Here is a 16,224-nt window from a genome sequence, read left to right on the forward strand (position 1 = left end):
TAAAGATTTGGAGGTAATTAATTTGCAAAAGATAATTAGGGTCTTAAAATATAGAACACCAATTTTTATAGTTTTGACTTGTTTGTTATTTGTGATAACTTCATGCGGATCAAGGAAGTACATTAGGACAGTCGATAGTTTTTTATCAGATCTCAAAAGCAGAAATATAAGCAAGAGTTATACATATTTAATTGAAGATGATGAATCCAATATGTTTAAAGACTATATGAAAATTGTATTGAATTTGCAAGATACTGAAGGTGAGTTTGCAAGTCTTAGCGATTTAGTATTAGAAAAGATATTCGATTTCGAGTATGAGATTTTTCAAGAGGAAGAAAACGATGAATTTGTTGATGTAAATGTCAAGTTTAAGTATTTTGATTTTTCAAATGTATATATAGATGCATTAAGCGATTTCTTAGAACGATCTCTTGATTTTGAAAATTTAGATAATCTTTATAGTGGAGATTATATAAAAAATATTTTGATGGAATATATAAGTAAGGCTCCACGGAAGGAGATAGAATTAAAAATTAGTGTAACTAAATCCAGCGAATTAAAAATTAAACTTAGTGAAGATACAGTGGAAATTTTAACAGGTAATTTTATTAATTTTTTTACATCTGTGAATAAAAATATACTCGGTGAACAACCTTAATATTGATAGTTATCTGATTATAATTATCGAATTTTAGAGTATATAAATATAAAATTTTATATTTTCAATCATTGTAAATGTGGTATAGTATAGATTGAGTATTATTGATTATTTTAGAGGAGGATGGAGCATTGAGTAAAATAGTTTTTATAGGTGCTAATCATGCAGGAACAGCTGCTATTAATACAGTGTTAGACAACTATAGTGATAATGAAGTTGTTGTTTTTGATAGAAATTCAAATATAAGTTTCTTGGGTTGTGGAATGGCTTTATGGATTGGAAATGTAATTGATGGTCCTCAAGGGTTATTCTATTCTTCCAAAGAGAAAATGGAGGCTAAGGGTGCTAGTGTCCATATGGAATCGGAGATTACTGAAATTGATTTTGAAAATAAGGTTGTTATAGGTAAGCGTAAAGATGGAAGTGCAATAAGAGAAAGCTATGATAAACTTATACTAGCAACTGGTTCTCTGCCGATATCTCCTAATATACCTGGGAAAGAATTAGACAATGTACAATTTGTTAAATTGTATCAGGATGCTGCTCAAACTATCGAAAGATTAAGTAATCCTAACATAAAAAATGTTGCTGTTATAGGAGCGGGTTATATAGGTGTCGAACTAGCAGAAGCATTTCAAAGATGTGGTAAGAATGTGACACTTTTGGATTTAGCTTCAACTTGCCTTGAAAGGTACTATGATAAACCTTTTACAGATCTAATGTGTGAAAACCTAAGGAGTAATAACATAACTACGAGATTTAACGAGAGAGTTATAGAGCTTAAAGGGAATGGAAAAGTTGAAAAAGTTATTACAGATAAGGGAGAAATCGATGCTGATATGGTGGTTTTAGCTATTGGATTTTTGCCTAATACATCTCTTGGGAAAGATAAAATTGAAACACTTCAAAATGGGGCTTATAAGGTTAATTTAAAAAATGAAACTAGTATCAAAGATGTTTACGCTATAGGTGACTGTGCTACGGTTTATGATAATTCTAAGAAAGAGATAAGCTATATTGCACTTGCGACTAATGCTGTAAGGAGTGGGATTATTGCAGGACACAATGCATGTGGAACAGAAATTGAATCTATAGGGGTTCAGGGGTCTAACGGCATTTCGATATATGGGTTGAATATGGTTTCTACGGGTATGACTTTGGATTCTGCAAGACAGTTTGGATTCGATGCAGATTTTACGGAATTTGAAGATACACAAAAGCCTAGCTTTATGAAGAAAAATAATGAGATGGTTAAGATTAGGATAGTGTTTGATAAATCTACAAGAAGAATTTTAGGAGCACAGCTTGCGTCAAGACAAGATATTTCTATGGCAATACATATGTTTTCTCTAGCTATACAGGAGGAAGTTACCATAGATAAACTAAAGCTATTGGATATTTTCTTTTTGCCACATTTTAATCAGCCATATAACTACATAACTATGGCAGCACTTTCCACTAAATAGTGTTTATTATTAAAAGCCTCTCTGTTTAATCAAAGAGGCTTTTAATATTGTGGAGATTTAAGTAATTTAATTTTTAGAAATTAAATATTTTATTTTAAGTGTACTCCTATATTTTATAATAAATTTTGTGTGCATGATAGGGGACATTTTATATAAATTTTTATAATAAATAAAAAATATTGAATAAAATTTTTAAAAAATGGGATTACTTAGATATCCTTAATTTTTACTATAACTTACTATACAAATTTTGAAAATCTCTAGTCATTTGTTTGGCTAGAGATTTTTTATTATAAATTGTTAAGAGTAAAAAAAATATTTACGAAAATATAATTACCATTATTTTATGTAAGGTTTTAGTAATTAATTGAGGTGGTTTTTGTGAAATCATGTAGCGTGTGTAAAACTTTAGTTGGTGAACATGAAAAGTTTTGTACATTTTGTGGAAATAAAATTCAAACGTTGAGTGAATTTTTTGATAAAACAAGGGATGAAGTATTAGGACTTAGTTTGCCTGAAGATTACAAAATCAATAAAATCGGTATACAGCTCTTAAGTTGTGAGATAGAAAAGTTTATGAAATTTAGGATTGGATCTATTTTAATTTTAATTTTCATAGCTCTGTGTGTAATTTTTGGGTTTTATATACAAGATGAGTATGCAGAGTATAGAGATTATAAAGCTATACAGGAGAATTTGAGTAATAATGAATATCAGCAAACGCAAGTTTATATAGATAAATTTTTATATGACTATGTAGATTCTTCCCATAGATATGAACTCATACGAATTAAAGATGAGATTTCACATCAAGTAGAAATGATTTTAGCTCAACAAAAAACTAAGGATTATTTAAAATATTTTGATAAAATTGGTGAGAGTGTTTCTATGGGCGGAGATATGGTTTTGAGACTGTATGGTGTAACCGATACATTGGGAATGGATAAGGAGAAGATTAAGATTATAGATTTTTTTGAAAGTCAAAACTATCAAGATCATGATTACTGTATTTTTGTTTATAGAAACCATTATTTCACAGCCTACTATGGGGATGATAATGAAATTTTTCGTGTGAGAAATTCATTGAATGAGGATATGTTTTTAAACAATCAAGTTGAAAAATCCATATATGATTTTTTGCTTTCTGATGATGAAATACACGATGTGATGAGAGTTAGCAAAATGATTGTGAATTTAGTTCATGATGATCCTACAATTTCTAAATTTCCTGATATGCAGAATCAAAAATATTATTGGAACATGATGAAAAAGGGTGATACTATTGTGGTCTTGTCTCATGTTAGTTATGTTAACAATATGAATCAAAATATAAAGGAGAATTTTCAAATTACTTTAAATAAAAATGAAACGAGATATGAGTTGCTTGACTTGATTTTAGATGGGAAAAGGAATAACCAAATTATTTACTAAAACAAATTTAGTTTTATGTATGTTTGTATAATCGTTTTTACATGTTAGATTGATTGATTTGCAATGTAGTATCTTTCTATAAATTTATATTTGGTTGACTATTTAAACATCATAGATTATAATTTGGTTAGAATTTTAGTATCGGTATTTTTGAACAATTTGAACAATGAGAGTGTTAATTTTGATTATGTGGTTTTGAATTGTGTCATTTCGGTTTGTTATGTTTTACGTGATCTCTAATGTCAGGGAGGGATGTTTTGAATGAGCGATAGAAAAAGGGTTTCTTTTGTTACAATGCTTGCTATTTTAATAGCAATAGAGATAGTTATTATGACTACTCCACTTGGTGCTTTACCAGCTATGGGTCCCATAATTATGACTATTGCCCATGTTCCTGTGATAGTAGCTGCTGTTATTTTAGGACTTAGAGGTTCGGTAATAATGGGTCTTGTATACGGTTCTTTGAGTTTTCTTATTTGGACTTTTGCCCCACGATCTCCTGTTGCTTTTTTGTTCACTCCATTTTACTCTGTAGGAGGCATAGGAGGTAATTTTTGGAGCTTGGTGGTTTGTTTTGTTCCAAGGATAGCACTTGGATTTCTCTCTTACTTCTTTATCCGAATTGCTTTCAAGAGGTTGAACAATAAGTTTGTATCAAGTTTTATAGGGGCGTTTTTAGCTAATTTTATAGCCTCAGTAATGTTGATGCTATTTGTTTATGTATTCTTTAGTTACGAGTATTCTACTTTTCTGGGTATTGGATATGATGCGTTGAAAGGCGTTATATTGTTAACCATAGTAACAAGTTCAGTACCAGAAAGCATATTTGGTGGATTAGTTGCTTTTTTTGTAGACAAGGCTTTTAAATCTAAAATGTAGCAATGAGGAGAATAGGTTTTATGGAATTAGTTTTGGGGGTTGATATTGGAGGATCTACAACCAAGGTAGTTGGCTTCAATGGGGAAACCAAGATAGGATGTCTCCAGATTAAGACCGAGGATCAGTTAACCTCGTTTCATGGAGCTGTAGGGAAATTTTTAGCTATTCACGGTATGTGTGTAGAGAATTTGAAATGTATAGTTGTAACTGGAGTTGGAAGTTCTTTTTTAGAAGGTGATGTTTACGGTGTTAAGACACTTAAAGTTAGTGAATTCGATTCTATAGGGTATGGAGGTTTGTATCTTTCTTCAAAGGATTCTGCATTGGTTGTGAGCATGGGAACGGGTACGGCATATGTATTGGCAGATGGTAAAGATATGACTCATTTAATAGGAAGCGCTGTAGGAGGAGGGACTTTAGTTGGACTTTCAAGGTTATTATTGGGTGTTACGGATTTAGATTTGTTGAATGAATATATGAGCAATGGTTCTCTTTTGAATGTTGATTTATACATAGGTGATATATGTAGAGATGTAATTCCTTCTCTACCTCCGGACAAGAATGCTTCCAATTTTGGATGGATCAAGAGTGGTGCTACAAAAAATGATTTAGCACTTGGCATAGCAAATATGGTTTACCAAACTATAGGTATTTTGGCGGTAGCCCATGTTAAGAGGACCAATGTTGAGAACATCATTTTAACAGGAAGTATGACTAAGTTTTCGTGTATCAAAGATATTTTTGCGAGATTGGAGAATTTGCACAATGTGAAGTTTACTATTCCAGATGATGCTGTTTTTTCAACAGCAGTTGGAGCGATTATGTATTATCGTAAAAATTTAATGAAGTAGCGAATTTGTACGAAACTTATGCAACTGAAGTGATTAGATAGTACTCTTGTTTATAGAGTGTAATTGTTTTATAATTTTGGATTTATAGATTATTATTTAATTTGAGGAGATTTTGAGGATGATTTGCATAATGTCTCCGTCTTTGTCCATGGAAGAATGTGAAGACCACTATATAAATTTGACTGTGCCACAGCGGATTGATATGGCTAGGAGAATTGTAGATTTTGTCAATAAGACCAGTATTGATGAAATTATGACTATTATGGGTATAAATTATAAGTTAGCAGAAATGAACAAACTGAGATATGAGAGAATCAAATTTGATAATAACGGTAGTCCTGCTATATTGTGTTATACTGGAACTGCGTACAAGAATATGAATCCGTCTATATTTAATGATCAGGAAATTGAATTTTGTAGAGAGCATGTTAGAATTTTGAGTGGACTATATGGTGTTTTAAATCCGTACGATAGTGTGTATGAGTATAGGCTCGAATTAAAGTCCAAGATTAGTGTTGACGGTACGAGAGATTTATATGAATACTTTGGTAGGGTCATGTATGATGATATTGTTAGATGTGATAGACAAATTGTTAATTTGTGTTCAAATGAGTATAGTAAATCGGTTAAACCTTATATAACTTCTAGAGATATGTTTATAACGTGCGTATTTAAAACTAATAAAAATGGGTATTTGCGTATTGTTGCTAATGATGCTAAAGCTGCTAGGGGTAGAATGGTAAACTTTATTGTTAGAAATAGAATAACTAGAGTTGAGTTATTAAAAGAGTTTGATGAATTAAACTATAGATTTGATAAAACTTTATCAAATAGTGGGGAATATGTATTTATAAAATAGAGGTACGCCCTTTTAGGGGATGTACCTCTATTTTATAAATATTTCAGTAAACATCAATACTAGAAATCCTAATATGAATCCTAGTAAAGTGTATTTAATAAATCTTTTAGAAATATATTCAATGATAAGTTCACGTATAACTGTGATTATTATTATTGTTGATACCATTGATACCACTAATGGAAGGAAATTTGTGATATTAGTTGATAATATTATACTTATAATTCCACCTAATGGTTCAAGAAGACCAGGTATACATATTATTAAGAATGATTTAAAGGTGGAAAGTTTGTGTTTTTTAAATATCAGAGATATAGAGAAACTTTCTAAGAAATTTTGTAAAATCATGGCTATCGATAAAGTTATTGCACCTGTTATATTCCATGTAAAATTGTAGGATAAGGAAAATGCTATACCTATTGATATACCTTCTATAATATTTCTAAGGGAAGATGATATTATTATTAAGTAATTTTTTCTATTCAGTGATGATATTTCTGGTTTTGATGATATGATTTTATCTAATGATCTAATTAAAATTATTCCTATAACTATTCCTGAAATTATTAATAAAGCACTATGCGTTTTTATGATAAATGAACTTGTAATAGGTATGGGTATTGATATAATAAGTGATGAAACCATCATGCCAGATATGATGCCTAGGAAAAATTTTTCATATTTTACGTTTATATTTTTTTTCGTAAAGAATATAAAAGATGATCCGATAATAGTCGATAGCATAGCTATTAATGTACTTATTAATGTTGCATATAGAGATGAAAAATTATACATGATTTAGGTATAACTCCGAAAATATTTTTATTAGTAATTAATTTAGATTTATTATAATATTATTGATAAAATATTGTATTGTGATTATGAAAAATATATTTATTTTAATTTAAATAAGATGTTTTTTTACATGATTTATAATTATTTTGATACTTTTATTTTTAAATGAGAATAGTTTTTAAACATAGAAATATTTTTAATTTGTGTGAATTTATATATTTGTACAGATATACCGTAGAAGTATAAATTTATTTATGCATTTATGTATTTTTAATTAAAATTGTGTATCTTATTAATAAAAACGTAATTAGTAGTATTGATTTTAAGTATATAATATAATATTATGTATGCGTGTACAGTGGTTTTATATTTAGTAAAATTTAGTAAATACGTATATTGAGACTGAAGTATCATCATCTTATATTTATGTTTGTGTTGATAGGTTTTATTTTTAGTCGATATTTATTTTGTTTTATATTTTAGGAGGTTCTCATGAACGGTAGACTAAAGAGATTTTTGGTCGGTGTTATGGTTGGTTCTACCTTATTTTGTGTTGTGCCAAAAGCTGATACTTTGACTGGTAATGAGGAAGTTGTCCAAGAAAGTGATAACGAAGGAATATTTGAAACTATTTATAGTAGAATATCTGATGGTAGGGGTATCATTGATGTTTTAAATGGTGAGGAACTAGGCATAAGGGCAAGTATTGGGGTTGATACTCCGCCTAGGGGCATTACTAAAGGTAGCAATATGAAAAATGTAGTTAATTCAGATGATCTTAGTAGTGATGAGGATAATATTGGGGCTAAAATTGCTGATTTTGCTAAAGGATTGGTTGGTAGACCGTATTCTTATGGTTCAGTTGGACCTAATTCTTTTGATTGTTCAGGTTTTGTCGTTTATGTTTATGGTATTTTTGGAATTGATCTCCCAAGAGCGAGTCAATCTCAGGCTTATTCAGGCGATAGGATAAGTAGAAGTGACTTGAAGCCAGGTGATTTAGTGTTTTCAAATACTTACTCTAGTTTGTCGCATGTAGGTGTGTATTTAGGTGATGGGAAATTCGTTCATGCTGCTAGCCCGAGTTCTGGTGTTACAATATCAAGTATAAATGATGATTATTATGGTTCGAGATATGCTTGGGCTACTAGAGTTTATTAATATGATTTTTGAAAGATAGTGTTAGTTTTGGCACTATCTTTTTTTGTTTGAATATAGAATATATTTATAAAAAAATATGCATATATTTTTATTATATTTTTATTTTTGGAGGAACATTGAGATAAATGAATTATAGAAAAGATAGATACATGAAAAAAATTAAAAGTAATGATATGTTCGTATTTATTTCCTCTTCGTTTTTAATTTTAATAATATCGATAATTATTTCCAGTAATCTAGCTAAGATAATTTATGGAAATACTATTTACTCTAATAGAGATGAATCGTTTTTTGTAGAAAATGAAAATATTGTAGAAATGGTTGATGTGGATAATGTAGAAAAAATATCTAAAAGTAGTGTGATATTATTTCAAGGCGGAGTGTTTACAGATTTAGATAATGCAGAAGATTTCAAAGGTGAGTTACAGCATAAAACTTTAGCTACTGTAGTTAATGATGGAAAGTATGAAAAAATATTTATAGGAGTTTCCAGTGGTAATAATTTTTTAGATATGGTAAGCATATTCAAAAGTCATAATATACAGTTTGTTAAGCAAATATATAAAATTCCTTTAGATATAGCTTATGGATCAGAGATTGTAAACATAATAGAACAATTCTCAAATTTCATTATAGATAACTACGAAGATTTGTTTGAAAATGCAATTAATATTTCAAGTTTCAAAGAAGAGGTAAAAAACATAAAACCTAATTATGGAAGTGTAGGATTTTACAATGAATTTAATAGTTTTAAAGAACTAATTTTGGAATTCGAGGATAACGTATATGTTCATGAATTAGAAAGTATATTGGATTTTCTATATTATGGCTTTAAACAATATAAGTTTTAAGTTTAGTGTAAAAGTATGCATTAGATCTACCTTTTATAATTGTGCTTGTTTAAATTAGTCTTAGATGGTAGAATAATATATAAATTTTGTATTTAATGTATATTGGTGGCAAATATTTCGTGAGTTAACAATTAACACAAGTTGAAATATTTGGTGCATAATTAAGCATAAAAGTGTAATAATTTCTAAGAGATTGTCATGATATAAGATAGTTTTGTTGAATTTAAGTATAAATTTAGTAAATTTAGTAGAATCATTTGAAAGGAGATAGATCATGGGGTTGTTCGGTATGAGTAAGGATATGGGAATAGATCTTGGAACTGCTAACACACTTGTATATGTTAAAGGGAAGGGTATAGTATTGAGGGAACCTTCAGTTGTGGCTATTAATGATATAACGAAGAGAGCTCTGGCTGTCGGTAGAGAAGCTAAGCAAATGATTGGTAGAACTCCTGGCAATATTGTTGCTATAAGACCTCTTAAGGATGGGGTTATAGCAGATTTTGAAGTTACTCAAACGATGCTTAAAAGATTTATAAGCAAGGTGACTTCCAAGAGTATCCTAGCCAGTCCTAGAATTATTGTTTGTTTTCCATCAGGAGTAACAGGTGTTGAAAAGAGAGCGATTGAAGAGGCTACTAAACAGGCAGGTGCTAGAGAAGTTGTTTTAATGGAAGAGCCTATGGCTGCAGCTATAGGTGCAGGGCTACCAGTTGATGATGCTACAGGTAGTATGATAGTTGATATAGGAGGTGGTACGACTGAAGTTGCGGTTATATCTTTGGGAGGTATAGTTACGAGTAAATCTCTTAGGATAGCTGGGAATGAACTTGATCAATCAATAACTAGTTACATAAAAAAAGAATTTAATTTAATGATTGGTGAGAGGACCGCAGAGCAGATTAAAATGGAGATAGGGTCGGCTTTTCAATTAGATGAAGTTGAGAGGGTTATTGACATAAAGGGTAGAGATCTAGTGACCGGTTTACCTAAGACTATAAAAGTTACAGAAGATCAAATTAGAGATGCGTTAAAGGAACCAGTGTCTGCTATAATAGATTCTATTAAAACCACTTTAGAAAAAACACCACCCGAATTAGCAGCAGATATAATGGAGAAAGGTATAATGTTAGCAGGTGGAGGAGCTCTTTTGAGGAATTTAGATTCTTTGATAAATCATGAGACCCATATGCCTGTTCATATAGCAGAACAGCCTTTGGATTGCGTTGCTTTGGGTGCAGGGAAGGCATTAGAAAATTTTGATAGAATAGCAAAAAATCAACGAGGATATTAGTATTTAGATGAAGTATTTCAAGAATAGGATTAATATAGTTATAGCATTTCTGGTTGTAGTTATGGTAGTTTTGATTTTGTTTTCATCTCAGCGTGGGAGTAAATCTGGATTAGAGGGACTTGTTGGAGATGCATTAAATCCTGTGCAAAAGATAGTATATTCAATATCAAAGGGTATATCCGATACATGGAGAGGTATTGTTAAGTATTCAGAACTTGTAGCTAAGGTAGAAGCACTTAGTGAAGAAAATGGGTATCTCAAGGCTAAGGTAAGTTCTTATCAGCAGTTATATCAAGAAAATAAAGAACTTAGAAATGTTCTCAATTTTAAGGATGTGTTACATGACTATAGTTTTATAGGTGCAAATATTGTAGGTAAGAGTGGAATGTATTCAGATAATTATATTATTGATATTGGTGTAAATGATGGTGTAAAGAATGGTATGGTTGTTATAGCTAACGGAGGTCTCTATGGTATGATAACTTCTGTTTCGGATAATTGGAGTCTTGTTTCGCCAATAACAAATGGGGATATCTCTGTAAGTGGAGTTGTACAAAGAACAAGTGGTAATCAAGGAATAGTGAGTGGATTTGGTGAGTCAAGAGAAGAATATAATTTAAAAATGGAGTATTTGCCTATAAATGAAGATATAGTACATGGTGATGTCGTTGTGACCTCAGGATTAGGTGGAGTTTATCCAGCTAATATACCAGTTGGGGAAGTCTTTGAAATTAAGGATGACGATCGTACGTTGAGTAAGAGTGTGTATATAAAATCTCATGTAGAATTTGAGTTTGTAAACAAATTATTTGTTGTTTGTCCGAATAGTGATAATAGAGTGGAGTATCAATGATATTATGAAATTAGTGATAGTAATTCTACTTACTTTTATTTTGTTGGTAGTGGATGTGTCTTTTCTGCCATTTTTTAGATTTGATGGTGTGTATTCTAGTGCTTTGACAATATTTATATTTGTATATTGTATGAACAATGAAAAATATGGTATTACTTGCTTATCGTTATTTTCGGGTTTCTTGCAAGACGTCTACTTTCATAATGTAATAGGGGTCAATATGTTATTGAACTTAGTTTTAGGTAATGTGGTATATTTGTTATCTACAAAGTGTAATAAGAATAAGCATGTTTTTTATATATTTATTATCTCGATTTTACATGTTTGTAGGGGTATGTTTATAAATCTTTATTTAGTTGTCATGGGATATAGTATTAGTTTGTTGAATATATTTTATGAATTTCTTCATGTATTTGTGCTGTCGCTGTTTATGTATCCAATGCTTAATGGTATATTCAAAAGTAAGCTATTCAAAAAGGCATTAGAATTTTAATACATAGGTGGGGAATTAAAGTGAGTAATAAATGTGAGAAGAGTATTAATTATAGGTATTTGATAGTTATTATATCTATGTTTATACTCTTTTTTGTAATAGTATTGAAATTAATTGAGTTGCAAATTATAAATTTTGAAGATAACTTGAAGCTTTCTAATTATTATTCACAGCGACAGATACCTGTACTTGCATCACGAGGAGAGATTTTAGATAAGGATGGAGAGGTCTTAGCCACAAATGTTGAAAGTTATATTTTAGAATACTACTATAGAGATAATAGTGAGAGTTTTTTTGAAGTTATAAAACAAATATTGGATATATTGGATAAAAATGGTGAAGAATTATATGATAGTTTTGATCTTAAAGTTAATCCATTTAGATTTGAGTTTAATGTGTCTAGTAATTATGAGAAAAGGAATAGAGAGTTAAGATTTAAGACCGATAGAGGATATTATGATAAAGAGAAGAAAAACTATTACCCACTTGTCAAAGAACTTACTGATAATCAAAAAAGAGAACTTGAATCTCGTATATTGGACATAAGTGCTGAACAAATATTTTATGATTTGATAAAGGAATATAAGATGTATAATCTCTTGGAAGACGGGTTTCTTTATTCTGAGAATAGTGGTAGAGAAATATATGATAAATTAATTGAAACTTATGATGTAGATTACATAAGGAAGTATCTACTGATAAAAGATGCTATAAAAATGAATAGTTTTTCTGAATATAATCCTGTGGTTTTGTCATCAGGTCTGAAAAAGGAAACTGCTTTTGAGATAATGCAAAGGCAAAATATGTTGAATGGTATAAATGTATCTCAAAAATCCATACGATATTACCCAGAGGGAGAGTTTGCTTCAAGCATTATAGGGTATATAGGAGCTATTGATGATAGTCAAAAGGAAAAGTACAAACAGGAAGGATACAATATTTCATATGATACAATAGGTAAATCTGGAATAGAGGCAATGTTTGAATCAAACTTGCGTGGTAGTCACGGGAGTAATGTAATAAAGGTAGATAATAGTGGTGTAAAACAGCAAGATATATTTAGTTTAGAAGCTAGGGCTGGGGATAATGTGTATTTAACAATAGATAAAAATTTGCAAAAAGTGACCGAATTAGCATTATCTGACGTGATGAATGGATTACAAAAAACAGGCGATGGTCATGGTACTGGATTAGATACTAGTAATGCTACAAGGGGGGCAGCAGTTGTTGTTGATGTTAATAGTGGTAATGTGTTATCTTTAGTATCTCTACCTAATTATGATCCAAATGTTTTTGTATCTGAAGATAGAATGACGAATGAAATAAGAGAAAAGTATTTTGCTACAAATTTATATGACTTTGGAGAAGATTATATAGAAAGTCGAGGATTAGACATAAGTATTGATGAGTTATTTCCGCTTTCAGATAAAAGTGATGTATACAGTTTAAGAGAAGATCCTAATGATATTTACCCTAAGGTGTTTTTTAATTATGTTACTCAGGGTCTTATTCCTCCGGGTTCAACTTTTAAGCCACTTACTGCAATTGCTGCTCTTGAAGAGGGTGTTGTTGGAATAGATGAATTGATTGAAGATAAGGTTGTATTTGAGGCTTATGGAAATAAATGGAAAAACTTTATTAATTATAGTCTTGGTAAGATTGATATAAGGGATGCTTTAAAGAATTCGAATAATTATTTTTTTTATGAAATATCAAATAGGATGTACATAAAAGAATCATCTAATATAGAAGGATTAGATATATTAGCTAATTGGGCATGGAAATTTGGACTTGGAAGAGAGCCTAATAGTACCAAATATGTATCTACTACAGGGATTGAATTAAATGAAACTACGGGTCAAGTATTTAATTCCCAAAGTATGAGAAGTAATATAGTAGCTCTATCTTCTTATAATATTGTCGACATTTTAAATAATGGGGAATTTGGGAAATATAAATTTAAATCGATAGATATATCTAAAAACAATGGTGATACGGAAAAATTATCAAAATTAAAGAAGGATATCAAAGACCTGGTAAAGAAAATATTAGGTGAGGAGTTGCCATTAGATATTAAACAAGATGTTTTGAATGACAAATTAAGTTACCTTAATACTAACCTCAAGGAATTGTTCTACGAGTTAGTAAATTATTACAGAGATGAATTCGGTATTGCATATGAAGAAATCGATGTAGAAAATATGGCAAGTGCTGTATCTGAATATACTTTGTATTCTCTAAGAACTGAGATTTACACTCCCGGTAATGTCATTAATGCTGCTATAGGTCAAGGAACAAGTTTGTTTACTCCTGTACAGTTAGTTAATTACATATCGACTTTAGTTAATGGGGGTATTAGATATAAATTAAATTTAGTTAATAAAATAGTTGATATTGATAATAATGTTGTTAAAAGTTATGAACCAGAGATACTAGATAGAATTTATTTAAATCAGGAAAATGTAAATACTGTAATAGAGGGGATGAGAAGAGTTAATAGGAGTGGTAGTACAGCGAGTGTATTTACACAAGGTAACTACTTTCCCATAGAGACTGGTGGTAAAACAGGTACTGCGACTTTCAAAGAAGATGGTATGCAGGAGAGAGTTGGAAGGGCAGCGTATGGTGTTTTTGTTGGGTTTGCCCCAGTTGAAAATCCTGAGATAGCGGTATGTGTAGTTTTATATGATGGAGGACATGGTTATTTTGGTGGGTATGTAGCCAGAGCAGTATTCGAAGCTTATTTTAAAGAAAGATTGCAGCAACAATATCCTGATTATATTCCAATGTTTAATTATGCTTATGCCTTAATGGATTGATTTTTAGGAGGAAGTTTATGAGTAGTGGTGGAGTTAAAATCAGAGGTATAAAAGATGGCTTGGAGATAATATTCGATGATGATAGATATACATATGATAAGTTGGCTGTAGAATTGATAGATAAAATGAAAGGTAACCTAAGATTTTTTAGAGAATCTTCTATTAAATTAATTATAGATTTTTCAAAAATAGATAATGATATTTTAAGTGATATAAAGAAGTTTTTTAAGAATGATATAAATGTAAAAGAGTTTATATTAGAGGATAAAAATAATTATTATTTAGAGAATAGTTCTTATTTCAGTGGTATTGATGAAGGTAAAACTAAGTTTGTATATAAAACAGTGAGAAGTGGTCAGAAAGTTTTTTTTAATGGGAATATAGTTATAATAGGTGATATAAATAGTGGTGCAGAGATTGTGGCAACTGGGAATGTTATTGTATTGGGAGAACTGAAGGGCAGAGTTCATGCTGGTTTCAATGGGAATAAAGAGACTGTTATAGCAGCATTTAGGCTGTGTCCTGAAATTTTGCAGATTCACGACATTGTAGCGACTTCACCAGACGGTAACAAGCCGAAGTATCCAGAAGTCGCAAAATTAAAAAATGGTTGCATTGAAGTAGAACCATATAGTATAAATAAGTATGTATATTAGTAAAAATTTCCAATTAATTTATACTAAGTTTATGATGATTATTTTAATGGTAGTATTTGTAGGGGGTATACTATGAGTGAGTCAATAGTTATAACATCAGGAAAAGGTGGTGTTGGTAAAACTACTACAACAGCTAATATAGGGACTGCGCTTGCTTCTTTTGAAAAAAGTGTAATAGTTGTTGATGGAGATACAGGATTAAGGAACTTGGACGTTTTAATGGGATTGGAAAATAGGATAGTGTATACGTTATTGGATGTTATTGAAGGTAAATGTAAGCTTAAACAAGCTATTATAAAAGATAAGAGATTTAATAATCTATATCTTCTTCCTACTGCACAGACTAGAGATAAGAACGACATTACTACTAAGCAGATGCAAAAATTGATAAATGAACTAAAACAAGATTTTGATTACGTATTGATAGATTGTCCCGCTGGGATAGAACAAGGATTTGAAAATGCTGTAATTGGGGCCGATAGAGCTATAGTTGTGGTTAATCCAGAGATAACTTCAGTTAGGGATGCTGATAGGGTAATAGGTAAATTGGATGCAAAAGGACTTGATAGGCATCAGCTTATAATTAACAAACTAAATTACTCAATGACCAAGAAGGGAGATATGTTAGATGTGGATGATATAATGGAGACATTATCAATAAAGTTACTAGGAGTTGTGCCTGATGATAAAAATATAACCATATCTACAAATAAAGGAGAGCCTGCTGTTTTGTTTAATAAATCTAAGGCTGGTAATGCTTATATTAATATTGCAAAGAGGATAATGGGCGAAGAAGTACCTTTTATGAGCTTAGAGGAGGAAAATAGTTTTTTTAAGTCCTTGGTTAGTATATTTAGGAGATAGTAAAGGTTGGAGGTGCGTCAAAATGTTAAAATTTCTTCATAGTAAGCCTTTACCGAAAGAGATAGCAAAGAATAGATTGAAATTTATAATTATTAATGATAGAGATGGTATAACACCTTATGTTTTAGATATTATTAAAAATGAAATTTTGATGGTTGTAGTTAAGTACATAAATATTGATATAAATAGTGTTTCTATAAATTTACATAAACCCGATGAGTTCAGTATTGATAAAAAGAATTCAGCTTTGGTTGTGACGGTTCCTTTTTGTAAGAATTATGATGATTGAATAGG

At 30.4% G+C, this 16,224-nt stretch carries 17 protein-coding genes; 16 read left to right on the forward strand and 1 reads right to left on the reverse strand.

The annotated features are described in order from the left end of the window. Window positions 1-22: 22 nt before the first annotated feature. From AALI31_RS05330 to AALI31_RS05355, 6 genes are all read left to right on the forward strand, one after another. Window positions 23-658: a hypothetical protein gene (locus tag AALI31_RS05330; protein ID WP_489885488.1), complete on the forward strand. Its 636-nt coding sequence runs from the start codon at window positions 23-25 to the stop codon at window positions 656-658. 131 nt (window positions 659-789) lie between these two features. Then, on the forward strand, window positions 790-2,124 hold the full coding sequence (gene nox / locus AALI31_RS05335; protein ID WP_489885489.1) for a H2O-forming NADH oxidase: 1,335 nt from the start codon (window positions 790-792) through the stop codon (window positions 2,122-2,124). A gap of 381 nt (window positions 2,125-2,505) precedes the next feature. After that, entirely contained in the window at window positions 2,506-3,555 is a 1,050-nt protein-coding gene (locus AALI31_RS05340) for a hypothetical protein (protein WP_489885490.1), read from the forward strand. Between the two features lie 261 nt (window positions 3,556-3,816). Then, entirely contained in the window at window positions 3,817-4,434 is a 618-nt protein-coding gene (locus AALI31_RS05345) for an ECF transporter S component (protein WP_489885491.1), read from the forward strand. A gap of 20 nt (window positions 4,435-4,454) precedes the next feature. Then, a complete protein-coding gene (locus AALI31_RS05350) occupies window positions 4,455-5,285 on the forward strand; it encodes a pantothenate kinase (protein WP_489885492.1) in 831 nt (276 codons plus the stop codon). A gap of 118 nt (window positions 5,286-5,403) precedes the next feature. Next, window positions 5,404-6,144 (forward strand): YaaA family protein, encoded by a 741-nt coding sequence (locus AALI31_RS05355; RefSeq protein WP_489885493.1) that lies wholly within the window; start codon window positions 5,404-5,406, stop codon window positions 6,142-6,144. Between the two features lie 27 nt (window positions 6,145-6,171). Here the strand turns inward: AALI31_RS05355 and AALI31_RS05360 are convergent, their stop codons facing one another. After that, a complete protein-coding gene (locus AALI31_RS05360; RefSeq protein ID WP_489885555.1) occupies window positions 6,172-6,774 on the reverse strand; it encodes a ZIP family metal transporter in 603 nt (200 codons plus the stop codon). On the opposite strand from AALI31_RS05360, the gene AALI31_RS05365 reads away from it, so the two are divergent. The 10 genes from AALI31_RS05365 (at window position 6,656) to minE (ending at window position 16,219) form a co-directional block, all read left to right on the forward strand. Further along, on the forward strand, window positions 6,656-6,946 hold the full coding sequence (locus AALI31_RS05365; RefSeq protein WP_489885557.1) for a hypothetical protein: 291 nt from the start codon (window positions 6,656-6,658) through the stop codon (window positions 6,944-6,946). The genes AALI31_RS05360 and AALI31_RS05365 overlap by 119 nt on opposite strands. 485 nt (window positions 6,947-7,431) lie before the next feature. After that, window positions 7,432-8,100 (forward strand): C40 family peptidase, encoded by a 669-nt coding sequence (locus tag AALI31_RS05370; RefSeq protein WP_489885494.1) that lies wholly within the window; start codon window positions 7,432-7,434, stop codon window positions 8,098-8,100. 125 nt (window positions 8,101-8,225) lie between these two features. After that, window positions 8,226-8,951 (forward strand): hypothetical protein, encoded by a 726-nt coding sequence (locus AALI31_RS05375; RefSeq protein WP_489885495.1) that lies wholly within the window; start codon window positions 8,226-8,228, stop codon window positions 8,949-8,951. A gap of 274 nt (window positions 8,952-9,225) precedes the next feature. Then, window positions 9,226-10,245, forward strand: coding sequence for a rod shape-determining protein (locus AALI31_RS05380; RefSeq protein ID WP_489885496.1), 1,020 nt, complete (start codon window positions 9,226-9,228; stop codon window positions 10,243-10,245). 7 nt (window positions 10,246-10,252) lie between these two features. After that, the gene (mreC, locus tag AALI31_RS05385) at window positions 10,253-11,098 is read left to right on the forward strand and encodes a rod shape-determining protein MreC (RefSeq protein ID WP_489885497.1); all 846 of its coding nucleotides are present in this window, start codon (window positions 10,253-10,255) and stop codon (window positions 11,096-11,098) included. Between the two features lie 4 nt (window positions 11,099-11,102). Continuing rightward, window positions 11,103-11,591, forward strand: a complete 489-nt coding sequence (gene mreD, locus AALI31_RS05390; RefSeq protein WP_489885498.1) for a rod shape-determining protein MreD — start codon at window positions 11,103-11,105, stop codon at window positions 11,589-11,591. A 20-nt stretch (window positions 11,592-11,611) separates the two neighbouring features. After that, window positions 11,612-14,410 carry a penicillin-binding transpeptidase domain-containing protein gene (locus AALI31_RS05395; protein ID WP_489885499.1) on the forward strand — a complete coding sequence of 933 codons (2,799 nt, stop codon included), beginning with the start codon at window positions 11,612-11,614 and terminating at the stop codon, window positions 14,408-14,410. Between the two features lie 17 nt (window positions 14,411-14,427). Continuing rightward, window positions 14,428-15,066, forward strand: coding sequence for a septum site-determining protein MinC (gene minC, locus AALI31_RS05400; RefSeq protein WP_489885500.1), 639 nt, complete (start codon window positions 14,428-14,430; stop codon window positions 15,064-15,066). 72 nt (window positions 15,067-15,138) lie between these two features. Then, on the forward strand, window positions 15,139-15,930 hold the full coding sequence (minD, locus tag AALI31_RS05405) for a septum site-determining protein MinD (RefSeq protein WP_489885501.1): 792 nt from the start codon (window positions 15,139-15,141) through the stop codon (window positions 15,928-15,930). Window positions 15,931-15,952: 22 nt separating this feature from the next. Beyond that, window positions 15,953-16,219: a cell division topological specificity factor MinE gene (gene minE / locus AALI31_RS05410; protein WP_489885502.1), complete on the forward strand. Its 267-nt coding sequence runs from the start codon at window positions 15,953-15,955 to the stop codon at window positions 16,217-16,219. The last annotated feature ends 5 nt before the right edge of the window (window positions 16,220-16,224 follow it).

This window comes from Anisomitus miae (SeqCode), from assembly GCF_054906395.1.